The 15312-nt window shown below is 45.7% G+C and carries 11 protein-coding genes; 7 read left to right on the top strand and 4 right to left on the bottom strand.

Going from position 1 to position 15312, the window contains the following annotated elements; all coding sequences use genetic code 11:
* Nucleotides 1–9: 9 nt before the first annotated feature.
* From BIW15_RS08770 to BIW15_RS08750, 4 genes are all read right to left on the bottom strand, one after another.
* Nucleotides 10–1788 carry a S8 family peptidase gene (locus BIW15_RS08770; RefSeq protein WP_077280862.1) on the bottom strand — a complete coding sequence of 593 codons (1779 nt, stop codon included), beginning with the start codon at nt 1786–1788 and terminating at the stop codon, nt 10–12.
* A gap of 279 nt (nt 1789–2067) precedes the next feature.
* On the bottom strand, nt 2068–2409 hold the full coding sequence (locus BIW15_RS08765) for a hypothetical protein (protein ID WP_005463744.1): 342 nt from the start codon (nt 2407–2409) through the stop codon (nt 2068–2070).
* A gap of 28 nt (nt 2410–2437) precedes the next feature.
* Nucleotides 2438–4351: a diguanylate cyclase gene (locus BIW15_RS08760; protein WP_025524562.1), complete on the bottom strand. Its 1914-nt coding sequence runs from the start codon at nt 4349–4351 to the stop codon at nt 2438–2440.
* A 624-nt stretch (nt 4352–4975) separates the two neighbouring features.
* The gene (locus BIW15_RS08750; RefSeq protein WP_077280861.1) at nt 4976–6232 is read right to left on the bottom strand and encodes an aromatic amino acid transport family protein; all 1257 of its coding nucleotides are present in this window, start codon (nt 6230–6232) and stop codon (nt 4976–4978) included.
* A gap of 366 nt (nt 6233–6598) precedes the next feature.
* Here BIW15_RS08750 and BIW15_RS08745 point away from each other — a divergent pair, with 366 nt between their 5' ends.
* The 7 genes from BIW15_RS08745 to BIW15_RS08710 all read left to right on the top strand — a co-directional run bounded on the left by BIW15_RS08745 (nt 6599) and on the right by BIW15_RS08710 (nt 15241).
* Complete coding sequence (locus tag BIW15_RS08745; RefSeq protein ID WP_023623631.1) at nt 6599–7033, top strand: GNAT family N-acetyltransferase; 435 nt, start codon at nt 6599–6601, stop codon at nt 7031–7033.
* A 307-nt stretch (nt 7034–7340) separates the two neighbouring features.
* Entirely contained in the window at nt 7341–10004 is a 2664-nt protein-coding gene (locus BIW15_RS08740; protein ID WP_179115252.1) for a nitrate reductase, read from the top strand.
* A 20-nt stretch (nt 10005–10024) separates the two neighbouring features.
* The gene (cobA, locus tag BIW15_RS08735) at nt 10025–10930 is read left to right on the top strand and encodes a uroporphyrinogen-III C-methyltransferase (protein ID WP_077280859.1); all 906 of its coding nucleotides are present in this window, start codon (nt 10025–10027) and stop codon (nt 10928–10930) included.
* Entirely contained in the window at nt 10927–11880 is a 954-nt protein-coding gene (locus tag BIW15_RS08730) for a glycosyl transferase family protein (protein ID WP_077280858.1), read from the top strand. Before cobA ends, BIW15_RS08730 begins: the two co-directional genes overlap by 4 nt.
* Nucleotides 11881–12048: 168 nt before the next feature.
* Complete coding sequence (locus tag BIW15_RS08725; RefSeq protein ID WP_169610060.1) at nt 12049–12966, top strand: dienelactone hydrolase family protein; 918 nt, start codon at nt 12049–12051, stop codon at nt 12964–12966.
* A 63-nt stretch (nt 12967–13029) separates the two neighbouring features.
* Nucleotides 13030–13611, top strand: coding sequence for an ANTAR domain-containing response regulator (locus BIW15_RS08720; RefSeq protein WP_065766673.1), 582 nt, complete (start codon nt 13030–13032; stop codon nt 13609–13611).
* A gap of 265 nt (nt 13612–13876) precedes the next feature.
* Nucleotides 13877–15241 carry a CmpA/NrtA family ABC transporter substrate-binding protein gene (locus BIW15_RS08710; RefSeq protein WP_077280856.1) on the top strand — a complete coding sequence of 455 codons (1365 nt, stop codon included), beginning with the start codon at nt 13877–13879 and terminating at the stop codon, nt 15239–15241.
* Nucleotides 15242–15312 lie beyond the last annotated feature (71 nt).

Genomic DNA, 15312 nt, shown 5'->3' with positions numbered 1-15312 from the left:
ATTGACTCCTTAGTGGCCAAAGATACGCATAGACCAGTTTTTGATAACTCCTGGCTTTGCGTTGTTCGCCATCGGTACATCATAGATAGCGGATGAGTTGAAGTAAGCGATAAATGAGAAGACTTCATCACCGTTTGTATCGATAGCTCTCAGTGTCCATTCACCCTTGGCATTCTCGCCGTAGAATTGGTTAGACAACATCAGTTGGTTTTCGTAACCCGTAATGTTTGGATCAAGAGACTGACCAACAAGGCCGTTACGTGGTGTTTGCAATACGGAGCGAGTGCCTGATGGGGAAACAAGCTCGATTGCCAAATCAGGTAGACGCGAGTGCTCTAGCGTCAACTTCACCTGTACAGACTCAACGGTAATATCGTCAGTAATTGCGATGTTTGACGAACCACCAGCAAGGCTTGCATCGGGCACACTGACTTCTGTCGCATTGTTTGCCCACGGTGTGATGATTTGCGCTGGCAGAACATTATTCGTCATGCGAGCGCGTTTCATTGCTTCATCCAAATCAACGGCACCAAAGCCATAGAAGGTATGGAAGTTCACGCCAGCCGCGTTTTTCTGCCAAGGTGAGATCGCTTCGTAGCTCACCAACTCGCCTTTATTATTGGTAAATTCAAGTTGAACACCCGGATGCCCGGCATCGGTAACGCGTGCGGTTTCTGCCAGCAACGCACGAACATCACGGGCAGATAAAGCGTGGTTGGTTGACATGATAGCGGCGATTGCACCAGAAGTGTTCGGCGCAGCCGATGATGTGCCGTTCATGGTGCTGGTGTAATTACAGTTCGGGTCAAGCTCTGTACCACCGTGTAGACCATTAATACCAAGGCCGTCACTGGTGTTTTGTCCTTCTTCACATCCCATCAGGTCAGTTGTGACCATCGCAGGGAAGTCTTGCCCGTATTCCCCTGCTGGCGCGGCAACCCATACGTTAGCGCCAACAGAAGAGTAACTTGCTCGGGTGCCATCTGCGCGTAGCGCGCTGGTGACAAGGTTGAAGTAGCTAGAGTTGTCGTAAGATTGCGCCGAGTTGTGCATCGGTAAACCTTGGTTTCCTCCTCCCGCGAAGAAATCGCTAGGAAGAACGAAGAATCGTCCAGTGTTGAAATAGCGGTAACCATTCCCCGCAGACTTGACAAACAGTGCACCGCGGCCCCAAGCGTTCGTTTCGCTGACGTTCTGCATGGCATCCATTTCAAGCTTGAACTGTGGGTCATTCTCATCAAACGCGATTGGGTTGATAGGACTAAAGCCATAACTTTGGTTAAATACGCGTACATCTCGCGTCGCTGGGTCCATACCGTGAGAAATTAACCAACCTTCTAATGTTTGGTTTGCAAGCCAGTTAAAACCAACAAGCGAAGAGCGAGAAGCAACGCCGCGACCACCTTCACCATTGTTACCTATCGCACTAATCAAACCAGCAACGGCAGTACCGTGGCCGTTGGTGTCTACGGGATAACTGGATGGGAATAAAGAGTCTTCAACGAAGTTTCTGCTACCTGTGACAACGTTACCTGCAAGGTCTGGGTGATCGATCTGCACACCAGAATCAATGACCGCAACTTTAACGCCAATACCGGCAATGCCCATGGCTTGCGTAAGTTTGGTGTTTAAGTCATTACCTGCAACAGCAGGGTTTGCTGCGAATGCAGTTTGGCCAGTGTTGTCGAGATGCCATTGTTCTGAATAGAGCGGATCAAACGCCGAGACGGCAGGTGCAAGGCCCACAGCCAACATAGCGGCAAATAGGCGATTAAAGCGTGTTTCCATTTGTGACCTCATGTCTTTGTTTGGAATTTTTGTCCCTGTTCGATACTCCTTTAAACAGGAATGAATAAAACTAGCGGCAAAGAATGAGGACGCAAACTGTTTACAAATTGTTTACGTTGTTTTTTCGACGGACTGCGTAAATTGATGTTAACTCACTGAAGTAAAGGAAGGTTTTGGCTGATCTTGATCATTGTTAGATGTAAAAAAGCAGAAAGTTGGTAAGGACTTTCTGCTTTCTATCTCATCTGTTAGCTAGAGAGGTGATAGCTACTACAGTTACTATTTGGTGGAGGCCGGCTGAATGGTTGCCATCGGTTTGCGCGGAGCTGGCTTTTTCTTTGGTAGCACGCTATCGACAAACTTCTCCAAATACCACTTATTCAATTCGTTATCGCACCATTTTTTATTGAGTCCACGGCGGTTGAATTCTGCACCAATCGCTACTTTGGTTTGGTTCGTTGAGCGATTGTAATACAGCGTCTCACACAGTTGAGTATTGCTCATTTGTTGAGCGTACATGTTCACACTGCTGCTACGCATGCCCATTTGCGACGCTTGTTGATTACTACAAGCGGATAAAACAACAGGTGAAAGCAGGGCGAATATTAATTTTTTCTTCATGGAAGTATCTATTTACTCGTGGACGCCACTAAGACGTCGAGTGAATCTTAAATTGGTTTCTGCCCGCTTGTTTTGCGTCATATAACGCTTGGTCGGCCAAGAAGAACCATTGGTCCCACTCTTGTTTGATGGTTTGGGCTGATAACCGGTCGACCGCACCAAGCGAAATTGTGGCGTTTATTGGCTTAGAGTCAATGATTAATGGCGTATTTTCAATGACATGTCTCAAACGCTCTAGCGATTTCGCACAATCATTTGGATCGTTCACCTCCACCAGCAACACAAATTCTTCACCGCCCCAGCGAATCAGCAGGTCACCTGAACGAGTAGATTCGTTGAAGATAGAGGCAATGTGCATCAACATTTGGTCGCCGATGTCGTGACCATAAGTGTCGTTAAAAGCTTTGAAATGGTCGACATCAAGAACCGCAAGCGCGAAGGTTCTATCTGGAGTGCGGCGGGCCATCTTCTCTAACCATACTTCTAAATAGCGGCGATTGTGAAGGCCCGTCAACAGATCTGTAGTACTTTCTTGCGTTAGTGCTTTATTGATCTTTTTGACTCGCAAAACATAACGGAAACCCACTACACCAATGGCTGCTATAGCGATAAAGTAGAACATTTCGCGGTAACGTTGCGAGCGCAACTCAGAGGCTTGAAGTGCGTTTTTCGTCTCAAGCAAATTCAACTCTTTTTGAGCCAATTTCGCTTCAAGGTCAAACTTAATGTTGATCATTTCTTCGCCGTGAATGTGCTCAGAAAATTCTTCTTCAAGTGCTCTCAACTGAGACAAATAGCGGAAGGCGGCTTCATAATTTTGCAGCACTTGGTTGGCGTTAACCAAAACCGACAACATATCGATACGCTGTTTTAGCTCAAGCTCATTGGTTGATTTGGTTTGTTCTAGGACGAGGAGAGCGGTTCGAATCGCTTTGTCGTATTGCTTGTCGGCGAGATACGCTTCGGCAAATGCTTCATAGCATGGCATCTTAATGATTTCGATGCCGTCTGGGTTAGGTAACTCAACACAGCGTTGTGCGAGCAGTAGGGCATCGTCTGTTTTACCGATGCTGCTTAGCATTTGAGAAAAGTTGGACAATGAATGATGTTTAATGACATCCGACCCTGTTTGCATTGAGAGCCGAATCGCCTCATGGAAGTAGTATTCGGCTTTCTCACTGTCTCCTAAGCCAAGATGAACAATGCTTAAGTTGGCATAGATTACGCCAATAAAGAAACTGTTGTCGTACTCATATTCACTGCTCTCATATACATCGAGTGCTTGTTTTAGATAGTTGCTTGCGCGATTCCAATCGGAGGAGTCTAAATAGACAGTACCGATGTTGTTAAGCGTCATCGCAACTTGAATCTCAAACACTGTATTTTCGAGTAACTCGTAGGCCGTACGATAATGTTTTAATCCGTTGTGGATTTGGTTACGCGCAATTTCTAAATTTCCCATCCAGCGATAAGCGCGGCCTTGCAGCGCCAGATAGCCAATATCACGAGACTCCCCAATTACATCGTGGAGCAAAAGCTCTGCGTGCCAATCGTCATCCAACTCAATCATTCGAATCGCTTTGTTCAATTTTGCTTCTGCGACAACCCAAGGCATATTGTGTTTTCGACCAAATTCGATCAAATCTGGCATGTCGTCAGGTAGGGGAACACCTTCATAGCGTTCTAAATAAATACGAGCAAAATAGTAGAGGGCGAGCGTTTCGGGCGAAGCATCTTGCGGAACCGTGAGCACATTCTCTTTGATTGAGCGAGGTTTACCCATAGAACGGAAGTAGGTACTCAACATGGGTTGGCTTTCGGGCGAAATGTGTTCTTCGAGATAGATATGTTTATCTGTATTGGCGAAGACATAACCAGTCTGGAAGAAAAGTCCAATCACCGCTAATAGAGCGCAAGACAGCGTTTTAATCGGAAAGTGCATGAGCTTATTAATAAATTGTGATCTCGTTAAGTAGCAGTACTTGCTAAGTCTATCACTTCTTATCTATTAAGTGCTTATGGATTCCCCAAGAATAAGGGATTTTAAGGCGAGTATAATTGATTGATTTGATTTAATTTTTTGATTTATAAAGAAAAGTGCTTTTTATAAGTTGGGAAATAATTTTAATCGCAATATAAGGGAACCGGAGGTTTTGACTGAGAAATAGCGATAATCGATGAAGATATTTCCATGTGAATTATGTGTGATACTGCTCCCAAAAGTAATTCCGATCTCCAAAAGATGATTTTGGTGTCATAAATATTTAATGTTTGTATGGGTTGTTAAAAAAATGGATATTCGACATAGTGTTATTAAGCCAAAGTAAATTGGCTGTTCATAACAAACAGGAGATTATTTATGCATAACGAAATGATTCAACCGTCGCACTTCGGCATCATTGCTCGCACTTGTATCGCCTCAGTAGTAATGTTGGCGGGTGTTTTCGCTCTTATTTAGTGGAGTGACGTAAGCTAGATTACGTTTTAGAAAACAAAAGCAAAATTCAGGGAATTACCTTCAGTTGTAAACGGTATTCCCCTGAAAATCACTCAAAGTAACCCCTTCTTAGCTGAGTAAGCTAAAAACCAAAGCACTTACCGCAACAATACCTGTGATCAGAACAAAATAGGTAGAGAGCTTTCCACGATACTGCTTCATCGACTCAATCTTATGTACCGCCAACATCGGCATAATGAACAAGATCATTGCGATAACTGGCCCAGATAACGCTTCCATCATGCCTAAAATACTTGGGTTCATGATTGCTGCAGCCCAAATTGACAAGAAAAGAACCACTACGCTAATACGATCAACACGTGTTTCAGACAAATTTGAGTGCTTTGTGATTAAGCCGTTCAAGCTTTCACGTGCGCCTAAGAAATGACCAAGGAAAGAAGAAGTGATCGCGACAAACGCCACCAAAGGACCAAGTGTTGCGATGAACGGGTTATCCGTTGCGTTTGCAAGGTAAGAGAGTACGGATACGTTTTGCGCTTTTGCCTGTGCAAGTTGCTCTGGCGAAAGTGCTAATACGCACGAGAAAACAAACAATAGTACGAATGCGATAAGCATGATGCTCGTGCGACGTAAAATCAGTTCGGCTTTTGCATCGGCATCATCGCCGTAGTGTCGGCGCTGAACATTGGCAAAGCTAGAGATCGCTGCTGCATGGCTAAACGAGAAAATCATAACAGGAACGGCTAACCACATTGTGCTCGCAAACGCACCCATGTCCGGTGTATCAAGCACGGGCATTGTCCAGTTCGGCATTAAGTAGAATGAGAGGAAAGCTAGAATCGCAACAAGTGGGTACACCATAACGGCAAACGCGCGCAGCATCACTTTTTCGCCCGCCATCATAATGGCAATCAAAGCGAACACTAATACGCCCGAAAGTAGCTCGCGTGGTAAGGCTTCCATTCCCGCTTGGTTCACCATAAAGCTGTCTACAGTATTGGTGATGCCCACGCCGTAAATTAACAGGATAGGAAAAATCGATAGGAAATAAAGCAGAGAGATTGAACGTCCCGCTTTTGCGCCAAAGTGCTCTTCAACCACATCGGTAAAGTCGGCATTTTTGATCTTAGAAGACAATACAAAGCGCGCTAAACCGCGGTGGGCGAGGTAAGTCATTGGAAATGCCAAAAACGCCATTGCGACTAGTGGCCAAAATCCACCGATGCCCAAGTTGATTGGCAGAAACAAAATACCGGCACCAACGGCGGTCCCGAATAGGCTAAGTACCCAATGTGTGTCATGTTTTGACCAAGAGGTTGTTGTGTTTAATTCACTAGAATTTAACGTATTTCGAGATTCTTTCACTTAAGACTCGCCTTTATAAAAATAATAATGTGGCGGATGGTATCTGTTTTAGTGATTGTTATCACATCAACTATGTGGTGAATCGTGCTGATAAAAAGACAATTTTGTAAATTATCAAACTATGAATATTTTTAAAAACTAGATTTATATTCTGAATTTTAATGTATGAATTGAAGTTATTTACCAAATTTTCAATATTTTTTGGTTTTAGATTTTGTGATTAAAATGTGTCCATGGTGGTGTTTGCTATGGATGAGGGCAAGGAAAGTGTTCCGCTCCAACTGTTTGAGTTGACAGCAAAAGTTGGGTTTAACGAAGGATTCCTCTATATTGCCGCAAACAAAGGAGTTTAGGAGTAGAGTTGAGATGGACATTTTGTCTGCGCGTAAAGAAGATTTAGCCGCCGTTTATGCTTTAGAAAACAAGTTGTTTGGGGAACATTCGTATCCTCAGTTTTTTATACGACAAGCGTACGATTGTTGGGGTGAAAGCTTGTTAGTTGCAAAGGAAGGAGAAGCAGTTGCTGGTTATGTGCTACTAACTACCAGCAATGTCGCGAAGCACTATTGGATAATGTCGCTAGCCGTAAATTCGGAATTTCGCGGTCGAGGAATTGCGAGATCATTAGTTGAGCGGGTGATGGCACCTCTGGCCGAAGGTTCTAATGTTAAACTGACGGTTGATCCTCTCAACCAACCTGCATTGTCTCTCTATCAATCTATGGGTTTTACCGTACTAGAAGAAGAAGCGAATTACTTCGGTGATGAAGAATCCCGCTTGGTGATGGAATTCGTAAAGTAGGCCTGCACAGAAATGAGTCTAATCTGCACTTAAAATGTGCGGATTTAAAAATACCCCGTTCATCATTTTTCATAATGCCTTGTAATTAAAGCATTTTCATTATTGGCACTTTGTTTGCTATTTGTAGAATGTTCATCGTTAACTCGATGACCGCTCTCCAGAGCAGGCGGAGATGCGGGTTAGGGTATTACTTTTTAAAAATGTACTTACAGCGTTAAAGGCATTGCAGCCTCTCCAGTTTGGAGAGGCTTTTTTTTGCTCGCATGGTTGTGTTTGTAAGTCGTGTTGGTCAATAGCAGGAGGCGTAATGTCGCAAGGATGCAGAAAAACGACCTGTCCTTATTGCGGGGTAGGATGCGGGGTTGAAGTAAACTCAAAAGGAATTGTTGGGGACGATAACCATCCTGCGAACGCGGGAGCCTTATGTGTGAAAGGTGTTGCGTTGGCTGAAAGCTTAAACATGCCATCACGCCTTTTGTATCCGAAGCTTGTCACCAAGGAGCGGCCACAAGGTAAAGAAATTCACTGGTCGCAAGCCACAAACATGATTGCTGAAAAGATCCATCAAGCTAAAGCGGAGTTTGGGCCTGATTCCGTCGCGATGTATGTGTCAGGTCAGTTATTAACGGAAGACTATTACGTTGCTAACAAGCTGATGAAAGGGTACGTCGGCAGCGCTAATATCGATACGAACTCGCGTTTGTGTATGTCATCGGCAGTTGCCGCACACATTCGCGCTTTTGGTGAGGATGTTGTGTCGGTCAATTATGACGACATTGATAGCACGGAATTACTGATTATCTGCGGAGCGAATACAGCATGGACGCACCCGGTGTTATTTCGTCGAATTCAACAAGCGAGAGAGAGAAATCCAAGCCTCAAGTTAGTGGTGATCGATCCACGAGAAACTGTTACGGCGCAGCAAGCCGATTTACATTTAGCGATAAAAAACGATGGGGATGTGTCTCTTTTTAATGGGCTGCTCAAGTTTCTTATCGAAAAGCAATGCATTGACTCTCAGTACATAAATTCCTATACCAGCGGGTTTGATGCGCTTGCAAAAGAAGTAACTCAGCGGCGTTACAATGTCACTAATTTAGCAGCTGATGTAGGCGTTTCACAAGACAAACTCACAACGTTTTTCCAATGGTTTGCCCACAGCCCGACTGCGATTACGCTTTTTTGCCAAGGGGTCAATCAAGCCGAAAATGGTGTCGATAAAGGCAATTCGATCATCAATGCGCATTTAGCAACGGGTAAAATTGGCAGGGTGGGCTGTGGCCCGTTTTCCATTACCGGGCAACCTAATGCAATGGGCGGGCGAGAAGTTGGCGGTTTAGCCAATCAATTAGCGGTGCACCGAGGGTTTGATGGCGAATCCATTCAACAAGTACAAGCGTTTTGGGAGTCACCAGAAATTGCTACAAAACCGGGGTTAAAAGCGGTTGAACTGTTTGAAGCGGTTGAGCGTGGTGAGATTAAAGTCCTGTGGATCATGGCGACCAACCCCGTTGTCTCTTTGCCAGACAATCAGTTGGTTAAGAGGGCGCTAGAACGATGTCCGTTTGTGATTGTCTCGGATATTACCGCTGAGTCGGATGTTGCGCGTTATGCCGACTTGTTGCTTCCGGCGGCTGGATGGGGTGAAAAACAGGGGATGGTGACGAATTCTGAACGTCGGATTTCAAGACAGCGTCAGTTCCAAAACCCTCCCGGCGAGGCAAAATCGGACTGGTGGGCAGTGAGCCAAGTCGGGCAAGCATTATGCACCTTAGAAGAGACAAAGAATGGTTTTGATTTTGACTCTGAACACGAGGTGTTTTGCGAGTACGCTGCCATGACAGGCATGAATACGAAGTCGCCTTTAAAGCTAGATCTTTCTCAATATGCCAATTTGAATGAGCAAGAGTACGAAGAGTGGCAGCCAACCCAATGGGGCGGTGAGCGACCGTTTTCCGATGGCGTGTATTCTCACCCAGATGGTAAAGCGCGGTTTGTAGTAACTCGCGAATCGCCACAGCGTTTAGCCAGAACGAAAGGCTGGTGGCTCAATACGGGCAGACAACGAGATCAATGGCACACCATGACACGTACAGGCCATATTGCACACCTTGCCGCCTCTGAGTTAGAACCAACCGTGTACATGAACACACTCTCTGCCACTCAAAATCGTTTAAAAGCAGGACAACTCACCAAGCTGTTTCAGCCTACTTCAAACACCAGTATTTATGCCAAAGTTGCCATTGATGACGGTTTAGGTTTTCAGGAGCTGTTTATGTCAATGCACTGGGCTGGTCGATATGGCGGTGAAAGCAGTGTTAACGCGATAGTAAACAGCGCAAAAGACCCTATTTCTGGGCAGCCTGCATTTAAGTCGTCTTATGTTGAAGTGCAGGACGCGGCGGTAAAAACCTACGGTATGTTCATCGGGACACAGTTTGATTCCAGCAAGTTTCTCTACAGCGCATTTCAAGCAGAAAGTAATTTGGGCATCTGGCGCTTTGCACACGATAAACGACCAAAAAAGCAGAGTTTTTGTCGAACGGAAAAGAGCCGCAGAATTGCGATAGATATTGCCCAAGGTTGGCTAGCGGTGGATTACGACCTTGTTGGGGAAGTTCGTATCATTCGTTCGGTTTTGGTGGTGTCTAGTGAACCGATTCAAACCGACTACACCAACTTTACCGGCTTGATTGGTAAGCCGATGGAGCTATCGCAGCTTCTTACCATCACTCAATCGCAAAGCAGTGCCAAACTGGTTTGTAGTTGTTTCCGCGTCACCGATAAACAGATACATGACGCGATGGAGAAACAAGACTGCACTTCACTGACTCAACTTCAAAACAAACTCAAATGTGGAACTAACTGTGGCTCGTGCGTTTCTCAAATCAAACAGATGGTCGATAGCCATCAGCATCAAAAGGGCAAACAGCAAGCGAGCCAGCAAAGTCTGGCTATTCAAATAAAGTAAGTCACAAAGAGGATAAGCACATGGAAGCGTCTTATCAAAAGTCTTGGTTTAAGAAAGGACAAGCGGACCAGAGTCAAAAACGCTCGTCTCGCTTTTCTAGGCATGACCAAGCAAGCAAACTGAACCAACTTTTAGAAGACCAATCCGTAGATCTAGATGTGAACCACAAAGGTTTTGTCTCAATTGTCGGAGCAGGCCCGCACGATCCAGACTTGTTAACGGTGAAGGCAGTGAAAGCAATTATGTCAGCAGAGGTGCTGTTGTACGACCGTCTGGTTAACAAAGATATTTTGGAGTTGGCTTCGCCACAAGCCGATTGGATTTACGTGGGAAAACGATGCGGACAACCTAGTATTGGTCAGGAAGAAATTTGTGACTTGATGGTGTCGCTCGCTCAGCAAGGAAAGCGAGTTGTACGCTTAAAAGGGGGAGATCCTTTCGTATTTGGCCGTGGAGGTGAAGAGGCATTAGCACTCGTCAAACACTCAATTGCTTACGAAGTCATCCCCGGTATTACTGCAGCGATTGGTTGTTCCGCAAACAGCTTGATTCCGCTGACTCATCGTGGTGTTGCTCGCAGCGTTACCTTTGTGACAGGGCAAGTGGTAACAGGCGCATTTGAAGCGTGGAGCCAACTGATCCAAAGCGGACAAACATTAGTCTTCTATATGGGGTTAGAAAAGTCATCGCAAATACAAACGGGTTTAATAGGCTCTGGTTTGAGAGAAGATTTCCCAGTCGCGATCATCACTCATGGTTGTAGCCCCCAACAGCAAGTGTATGTTACCCAACTCAATCAGCTCAATGAGTTATCGATTACACTCAAAGGCATCAGCCCAGCATTGATTGTGATGGGAGAAGTTGTCAAACTGCGCGAACAACTAATAGAAACCGTACAGTCAGTGACGGAATACGAGGGAATATGAGCAGCATTTTGGAATGTATCAGAACAGTCGGTCGTGGCGAGCGTGGTAGAAAACCACTGAACTTTGACCAAGCGTTTCGAGTTATGGATGAATACCTAAACGGTGAGTGCGACGACGATCAGATGGCGATGTTATTGATGCTTATCCGCGTACAGAACGAGACTCAACAAGAAATCGCTGGCTTTGTGAAAGCATTCCAATCCCGCATGCCTGCCATTGGCGCAGACATTGACTGGCCATGTTACGCAGGCAAACGTGAGGCGGCAGGTCAGCCTTGGCACCTGTTGGCAGCGAAGATCCTTGCCGATAATGGTCATAAAGTGTTGATGCATGGTTATCACGACCGCCAATCTGGTCGTTTACACGTAGAAGATTACCTCGACAAATTTGCTATCAAGAAAGCGGAATCAGCAGAAGACGCAAAGCGTGTGTTAGAAACACAAAACATCGTTTATCTACCGCTGAGTGCGTTTGCGCCGCAAGCAGAAACCATGATCGGTTGGAAGAATCGTTATGGGCTTAGAACGCCGATTAATACCGTGGTTCGAGCACTGAACCCGGGGCAGGCGACAGTCGGTATTCGTGGTAGCTTCCATCCTGGTTTCCAGCAGCTCCACGCTGAAGTCGAGCACGAAATTGGCCAAACGGCGCATGCTGTGGTGTCGTTTAAAGGCCAGTCGGGTGAGTCCGAATACAACCCGAAAGTAAGCCAGACAGTATGGCTTAGTCAAACCAGTGGCGTGACATCTCACTACTGGACAGAGCAAATGCTGTCAGAGGTGCCAATGCCTACGGCTTGTCCATTTGGTACAGAAGAAACCGACATGAATCAAATGGCGAACACGGTGTTAGCTACCATGACGGTTGTCTTGTTTGCTGAAATGCATGACAGAGAACAAGCTTTTGAACGTGCATTTTTGTACTGGGCGTCGTATTGCGCAGCGAACTGATTGCATGACTGCCTAAAGATACAAAGTTGTTGGATCGGAATCCTTTATCTATTGTTTGTGTATGCTCGTCAGTGATGAATTTATCACCACAAGTCTCTCTTTGCTGGTTAGCATAAACATCACCATTGCGGTGATGGGTTTACTTTTCGATAAGAAATGAGGACATGGATAATGCTAAAGCACACGACGTCAAGTGAAAAGGCGGCTCACCCCATCCCGCAAGAAGCCTTCGATTGGTACGACGAATACGCGCACGGAAAGATCTCGCGCCGAGAATTTCTTAATCGGCTTGGTGGCCTTGCGGTGCTAGGGTTTAGCATGACCGCACTGGTTGACGCGCTGACACCAAATTACGCGCTTGCCGAGCAAGTCTCCTTCAATGATCCTGAAATCAAAGCCACGTACGAAACCTTTTCGTCGCCGAATGGGCATGGTGAAGGGCGTGGTTACTTGGTGATGCCTCAGAAAAAGACCATCAAATCACCAACGGTTTTGGTGATTCATGAAAACCGTGGCCTCAACCCTTACATCAAAGACGTCGCTAGACGACTAGCGAAAGATGGTTTTATCGCCTTTGCTCCCGATGCTCTCTACCCGTTAGGTGGGTATCCGGGAAATGATGATGAAGGGCGAGCAATGCAAAAAGAGATGGACAGAGCCAAGATTGAGCAAGACTTTATAGCGGCCGCTAAATTTATCAAACAGCACGAACATGGAAACGGCAAGCTTGGCGCGGTTGGTTTCTGTTTTGGTGGTTATGTCGTCAATATGCTGGCGGCAGTTATGCCAAATGAGCTCGATGCAGGCGTACCTTTTTATGGAACACCAGCTGCAGAAGAGATTCAAAAACAAGTGAAAGGCCCATTAATGTTGCATTTCGCAGGGTTGGATAAACGTGTGAATGACACTTGGCCTTCGTACGAGCAGCAGTTGATTGCTTCAGGTGCGAAGTACCAAGCTTTGATGTATGAAAACGTCAATCATGGTTTCCACAACGACTCAACCGCACGTTACGCACCCGAGGAAGCGGCTCTTGCTTGGGAACGTACCTTAGCTTTCTTCAAAGAACATCTCATCGCCAGTTAATCGGAGTTGGCACATTCCTTGTTTTATCTCCTTTAGTGAGTGAGATATTAACAAGGAATGTGCATGACTCAATCAACGTCAAAAACACCCATTATCGTCTGCTGTGACAGCCTTCAAGAGCAAGCTCGATTGTCCGGCTTATTGAGCAAAGATTACGACAACATCATCGGTAGCCAATTGGCACAACTAGAAACGCTGATACAGAGAGAACCATCGGCAAGCGTTGTGGTTGGATGGCAGCAGCCAACCGCAGAGCTGCGTTTGATCGTCGATTTCTGCCGACAAAAAACGGTACCACTTCTAATCGTATTAAAACAATTATCTTCTAATGATATCAATCGGTTATCAAGCCAAATGGATTATGTGTTGATGCCTCATGATACTGAGTTTGCTCTTCAACCTTGGATTGACCACGCAACCTTGGTACGTGAGCGGTTCGAGAGAATGAATTCAGAAATTGAATCGCTGACGAACAAGATTGAAGAGCGAAAGCTGGTGGAAAAAGCCAAAGGCTTATTGATGAAAGTGCACAATGTAGATGAGGAACACGCGTACAAAGCAATGCGAAACTCTGCAATGCAATCGAGTCAAACGCTTACTCAAGTTGCGAAGAACCTGATTACGGCATTGCAGTTAATGGATTAACTTCTCTACTACTTTGGAGTTATGGTGAAAATTCTACCGTGGTGCGTGTTGCACTAACAGTAAGCAAATACAATTGTTTGGTAACTAGGGTTAACTCTAATTTACTGTATTTAAAGTGAAAAATTAGTTGGCACAGTAATTGGATTAGTTAGAACGGGTTTATTGTTGAATCGCTTATCTCAATTATCAATGGCGGTAATTGCAGACTTAGCAACGGCGCTACTGCTCTTCGGAGTAGTAGCGCTTTTTTTATGGGAGCAATCCAATGAAATGGAGTTCGATGCTGAAAGTGTCAGCAATTTCGTTATCGGTAATCACCACGGTTAGCGCAAAGGCAGGGTTGGGTGAACCAGAAATTGAAGACCTGAAGTTTGGTTTTATTAAGTTAACCGATATGGCGCCGCTAGCGGTTGCCTATGAGCAAGGCTTTTTTGAAGACGAAGGGTTATACGTCACGCTCGAAGCGCAAGCAAACTGGAAAGTGCTGTTGGACCGCGTTATCGATGGTGAACTCGATGGCGCGCATATGCTGGCAGGGCAGCCGTTGGGCGCGACGATTGGTATCGGAACAAAAGCAGAAGTGATTACCGCGTTCAGCATGGATTTGAATGGCAACGCAATCACGGTTTCCAATGACACGTGGGAACAGATGAAGCCACACATACCAAAGCAGCCAGATGGCAAACCTGTACATCCAATCAAAGCGGATTCGTTGAAGCCCGTCGTTGACAGTTATCGCGACAAGGGCAAGTCATTCAATATGGGCATGGTGTTTCCTGTTTCTACTCACAATTACGAGTTGCGTTATTGGCTTGCTGCTGGTGGGATTCATCCAGGTTTTTATGCACCAGAATCCGGTGACAACAGTGGTCAGTTGGATGCTGACGTTCTTTTGAGTGTTACACCGCCACCACAAATGCCAGCAACAATGGAAGCGGGCACGATCAAAGGGTACTGCGTAGGCGAACCATGGAACCAACAAGCCGTATTTAAAGGCATTGGTACGCCAGTTGTGACCGATTACGAGATCTGGAAGAACAACCCAGAGAAAGTGTTTGGTGTTTCCAAAGCTTGGGCTGAGAAGTATCCAAATACGCACATTCGCGTAGTGAAAGCCTTGATTCGAGCGGCACATTGGTTGGATGAAAACGACAATGCCAACCGCCAAGAAGCTGTGAAGATGTTGGCGAAGAGCGAGTACGTCGGAGCCGATGCCGAAGTTATCGCCAACTCAATGACCGGAACATTTGAATACGAGAAAGGCGACAAACGAGACGTGCCAGACTTCAACGTGTTCTTCCGTCATAACGCCACTTATCCGTATTACAGCGATGCGATTTGGTACCTGACCCAAATGCGTCGCTGGGGACAAATCTCAAGTGAGAAATCCGATGATTGGTACATGGATGTCGCAAAAGAGGTTTACCGTCCGGACATTTACCAACAAGCGGCACAAGCACTGATTGAAGATGGTGTGTTGAGCAAAAAAGACTTCCCAGATTTTAGTGCTGAAGATGGTTTCCGTGCGCCACAAACACACTTTATCGACAACATCGTTTATGACGGTCGCGAGCCAAATAAATATCTAGAGAAGTTCTCTATCGGGCTTAAAGGAAAAGACAAGGTTTAACCATAACGATAAACGCCACAGGCGAGGGAATTCGCTTGTGGCAACAAGGATGTAAATTTCTTAGGAGTGAG

The organism is Vibrio sp. SALL6 (assembly GCF_002002385.1).
Classification (GTDB): Bacteria; Pseudomonadota; Gammaproteobacteria; order Enterobacterales; family Vibrionaceae; genus Vibrio; species Vibrio parahaemolyticus.
This window is presented reverse-complemented; position numbering and strand designations above follow the sequence as displayed.

Excerpts from the sequence above, each read along its gene's own strand:
- BIW15_RS08720 (WP_065766673.1), top strand. The coding sequence starts at position 13,030 with ATGACTCAATCAACGTCAAAAACACCCATTATCGTCTGCTGTGACAGC.
- BIW15_RS08770 (WP_077280862.1), bottom strand. The coding sequence starts at position 1,788 with ATGGAAACACGCTTTAATCGCCTATTTGCCGCTATGTTGGCTGTGGGC.
- BIW15_RS08730 (WP_077280858.1), top strand. The coding sequence starts at position 10,927 with ATGAGCAGCATTTTGGAATGTATCAGAACAGTCGGTCGTGGCGAGCGT.
- BIW15_RS08740 (WP_179115252.1), top strand. The coding sequence starts at position 7,341 with ATGTCGCAAGGATGCAGAAAAACGACCTGTCCTTATTGCGGGGTAGGA.
- BIW15_RS08760 (WP_025524562.1), bottom strand. The coding sequence starts at position 4,351 with ATGCACTTTCCGATTAAAACGCTGTCTTGCGCTCTATTAGCGGTGATT.
- BIW15_RS08745 (WP_023623631.1), top strand. The coding sequence starts at position 6,599 with ATGGACATTTTGTCTGCGCGTAAAGAAGATTTAGCCGCCGTTTATGCT.
- BIW15_RS08765 (WP_005463744.1), bottom strand. The coding sequence starts at position 2,409 with ATGAAGAAAAAATTAATATTCGCCCTGCTTTCACCTGTTGTTTTATCC.
- cobA (WP_077280859.1), top strand. The coding sequence starts at position 10,025 with ATGGAAGCGTCTTATCAAAAGTCTTGGTTTAAGAAAGGACAAGCGGAC.
- BIW15_RS08710 (WP_077280856.1), top strand. The coding sequence starts at position 13,877 with ATGAAATGGAGTTCGATGCTGAAAGTGTCAGCAATTTCGTTATCGGTA.